Genomic DNA, 3,590 nt, shown 5'->3' on the forward strand with positions numbered 1-3,590 from the left:
CTCCGGAAAGACCCACGACGCCATCGCCCTGCTGGCGGCCTGCGCCGAGGCGGGGCGCACCGGTGTCTACGCAGCGCCGCTGCGCATGCTCGCCTTCGAGGTCTACGAACGGCTGCGCACCCGGCTCGGTGTGGTGGGGGCACCTCCCAGCGTTAGCTGGGGGAGGGTTGGTCTGCTCACGGGTGAGGAACGCCTCAACCCGGATGCTCCGGTGCTGTGCTGCACGGCCGAGGCGGCGCCCACCGCCGGCGATTTCTTGGTTGTCGACGAAGCGCACTGGCTGGCCGACGAAGGCCGTGGTCATGCCTGGACCCGGCTGCTGCTGAGCGGAGCTCACACCGATGTGCACGTCTGTGCCGCACCGGAAGCCGAAGACCTGCTGCGTAAGCTCTTCGCCCCTGGCACGGACATCACGGTGATCCGCCACACCCGGCACGGCGCACTGAGCCGTATGCCGGAGTTCCAGGCGGCGACTCTCCCGTCGGCAAGCGCGGTGGTGGCCTTCTCCCGCAAAGCCGTTCTCGCTCTGCACCGTGAACTGATCGAGGCGGGCCGGTCGGCGACGATCCTCTACGGCGCGATGCCGCCCGCGGCCCGCCGGGAGCAGATCCGGCGCCTGTCCGAGGGCGAGGTCGACGTGATCGTCACCACGGATGTGATCGGTCACGGTGTCAACCTTCCGCTGAGTACTGTGGCGTTCGCGGAAACGAGCAAGTACGACGGCAGATCCCGTAGGGAGTTGCTCATCTGGGAGGCGGCCCAGATCGCCGGCCGGGCTGGCCGGCGGGGCCATGACGCGGGGGAGGGGCTCGTGGGCGCCTACCGCAGCCGCCTGCCAGGCCTCACCGTCGGCGCCCGGCTTGTGGACCGGGCCGTCGAGGCGGCCAACGGAGCGCGGTCCGGTGGCCTGCGCGTCACGACGGCTCGGCTGCGCCCCACCTGGGCCGACCTCGGACGCCCGGAGCCCGGAGAGATTCCGCACGCGCTGACCGGCTGGACCGCCGCCGCCCGTCAGGCCGCCCAACAGCGCTCATGGCTGCGGCCGATGCCCGTGGCCGAGATCCAAGCCAAGCTACAGGTGGCACGCCAGGCCGTCGGGGCATCCCTGGACGTCGACTCGCGCTGGCCGCGCGACGGCCACACCGTCTGGCGCCTGATCACCATGTCCGTCGACGCGGACCGCCCGGCCTACCCGGCCGTTTGCCGGGCGGTCCTGCACGGCGCCGCCCTGCACCACCTGATCCGCCCGCGCGCACGTATCGAACGAATGACTTTGCCCCAAGCCGAGGAGTACGCCGCGACCATGCGAGACCTGGGAACTGCCGTCCTGGCCTTCGGCCGTGAATGCGGCGGCCTGAGCGCGGAGGAGGTGGCGTCCTGCGAGCAGACGGCCGCCGAGCGAATCAACCAATTGGTGGCCGCTTCCCGGCCACTGGCCACGCATGGCAGCTGCGCCTCCTGCGATGAACCGTGCGCCCCCTGGTACACACACTGCGATGCCTGCCACTCCGCCCGCTTCTCCTGCTACGACGTTGAGCTCGACTGGTGACGGCGGACCGCCAGGGCTCTGGCCTTCAGGCCGGAGTCGGCCATGGAGAACTGATCCATCAGGGTGCCGTCGTGGCCGTTGCGGCCACTGGTCGTGCAGTTCGTCGAGGCTGAGGGAGAGGGCTCGACTTCGTAGCCCGGTGTTGGAGCTGGAGCCTGGGACAGAAGCCGGGGGAGGACAGAGGAGGACGGTGATGTGGGGTGCGTCGGCGGAACAGACCTTCGCTTCCGGCCCGTTCGTCGTCGACCATGGATACCCGCGTTACGTTGAGACGCGGCCTCGCCGAGTCAGACCTTGACGATGCGGACGCCTGGGCCGCACAGCATGAAGAGATCCTCGGGATCCGATGTCAGGACGGTCACAGGGGCGGGTGAGGCGAGTGCGGTGGCGGCGACGATGGCGTCGAGGGCGTATTTGTGGCCGTGAAGGCCGGCTGCGGCGAGGAGTTTGCTCGCGTGGCGCGCGATGGCTTCGGTGGGCGGGACGATGTTGACGCGCGAGACGGCGTGGTCGAAGCGGGCCTGGTTGGTCTTGGGATCGCGGGCTTCGACGAGGGTGACGGAGCTGGTGATGACGCGGATGTCCTCGGCCTCGGCGGCGGCGAGCCATTCGGTGAGTTCGGGTGTGCGTCGTACGAGCTTGGACAGGCCCTCGCAGTCCAGCACGAGGGTGCCGCTCACGCGGCGTCCGCCGAGCCGGCCGTGTCGCCGCGCAGGAGCGCTCGCTTGGCATCGACCGCAGCCTGGTCGACCGGGCCGTGCTCGGCTTCGGCGTCCTCGATGAGTTCACGCAGCCGGTCGCGCTCCAGTTGGCGCTGGATGAGGCCTTCGACGTAGGCGGACATGCCGCGCCTGCCGGTGCGTGCTTTGAGCGCCGCGATGGTGCCTTCGTGGAGGGAGACGGAGACCGGGCGGACGGGACCTTCGCCGGGAGCGGGGTCGGGTGTGGTGGCCATGGAGCCACATTAACAAAACTCTTGTTATTGGATGGGTTGATTCTGCGGCGTTGCGGCTTGACCGGAGGCAGGTGGCGGATTGCCTCACGGGGTACAGATCCTCTGTGATCACCAAGCGCGACAATGCGACCCGTGGGCTGACGCGCGAGGAACTGCTCGCGCTGCCCGCGGCCGTGGACCTGGAGACGGCGAACCGTGCGCTGTTCCAGTCGCACCACGGGGTACGACCTTGCGAAGCGCGGCCGGTATCCGTGCACGGTCCTGCGTCTGGGCAACGCTTATCGGGCCGTCACCGCCGACCTGCTCAAGTTGCTGCACGTCGACGTACTGGAGAGCGCGGGTGGCGAAGAGCCGACTGCCGGAGGTGGCTGGTGGAGCGCGCGGTCGCCTGGCTGATGCACTCACGCCGTCTGGCCCGCGACCACGAGACGCGCACCGACACCTCGGAGGCGGTGATCCGATGGTCGATGAGCATGGTCATGAGCCGCCGGCTCGTCCGGCGGGCACGCTGAACAGCCCCGGGCGTTCCTCTGCCTGCCAGCCAGCCCCGCGCGGACAGGCGCTTCGCCTTCGGCCGCACTCCTTCCACCTTCGCCGGGACCGGCTCCAGCCCGACTGCCGCCGCGAGTTGCCGACAGTCCATCGCCCTTTCACGCGCCCCGTTCCCACCGGCCAGGACGTCCGTGATCTGCTGGTAGTCCGGCGCCAGAGCCGTCGGGCCCGAGCCCTTCCTGCCAGTGCGGCACCACCGAACCGGGCACCGCCGCCGTGACCTTCACCGGCCGCCTGCCGGCCATCACGACAGGCGGTACTTCCTTGCCTCCTCGAGGCTCCGCCAGAACCTCGCCCACCGTCTCACGGGCGATCACGAACCGCTCCCACACGGCCTCCGCCTCTCGCAGCTCGGCCTGGAGGGTCTCCACTCGCTGCCGAGCAGCGCGTTCGCGTCCTCCAGCAACCCCATTACCGACGGCATCCCGGCACCTCCACCGAAGAGACGACACGACACCTCGTCCTTCCCGCCGAAACACCATGCCTACGCCTGACCAGCGGAAACGCACCCGTCATCCTCGGAAGGGCAACGGC

General features: G+C 69.7%; 4 protein-coding genes and 1 pseudogene. 3 read left to right on the plus strand and 2 right to left on the minus strand.

Features of this window, described 5'->3' with window-relative positions; translation table 11 throughout:
* Nucleotides 1-1,549 (plus strand): helicase-related protein (locus tag I8N67_RS41065; protein ID WP_267912903.1); only part of this gene is annotated, 1,549 nt, incomplete at its 5' end.
* A gap of 287 nt (nt 1,550-1,836) precedes the next feature.
* On the opposite strand, the gene I8N67_RS41070 is transcribed toward I8N67_RS41065, so the two are convergent.
* Both I8N67_RS41070 and I8N67_RS41075 read right to left on the minus strand, forming a co-directional pair.
* Entirely contained in the window at nt 1,837-2,229 is a 393-nt protein-coding gene (locus tag I8N67_RS41070; RefSeq protein WP_200309412.1) for a type II toxin-antitoxin system VapC family toxin, read from the minus strand.
* Nucleotides 2,226-2,504: a hypothetical protein gene (locus I8N67_RS41075; RefSeq protein ID WP_200309413.1), complete on the minus strand. Its 279-nt coding sequence runs from the start codon at nt 2,502-2,504 to the stop codon at nt 2,226-2,228. Before I8N67_RS41075 ends, I8N67_RS41070 begins: the two co-directional genes overlap by 4 nt.
* A gap of 104 nt (nt 2,505-2,608) precedes the next feature.
* Between I8N67_RS41075 and I8N67_RS43610 the strand changes: the two are divergent.
* Nucleotides 2,609-2,900: pseudogene (locus I8N67_RS43610) on the plus strand (integrase).
* Nucleotides 2,876-3,016: a hypothetical protein gene (locus I8N67_RS41080; protein WP_234047084.1), complete on the plus strand. Its 141-nt coding sequence runs from the start codon at nt 2,876-2,878 to the stop codon at nt 3,014-3,016. Before I8N67_RS43610 ends, I8N67_RS41080 begins: the two are co-directional and overlap by 25 nt.
* The last annotated feature ends 574 nt before the right edge of the window (nt 3,017-3,590 follow it).

This window comes from Streptomyces adelaidensis, from assembly GCF_016598475.1.
Taxonomy (GTDB): Bacteria; Actinomycetota; Actinomycetes; order Streptomycetales; family Streptomycetaceae; genus Streptomyces; species Streptomyces adelaidensis.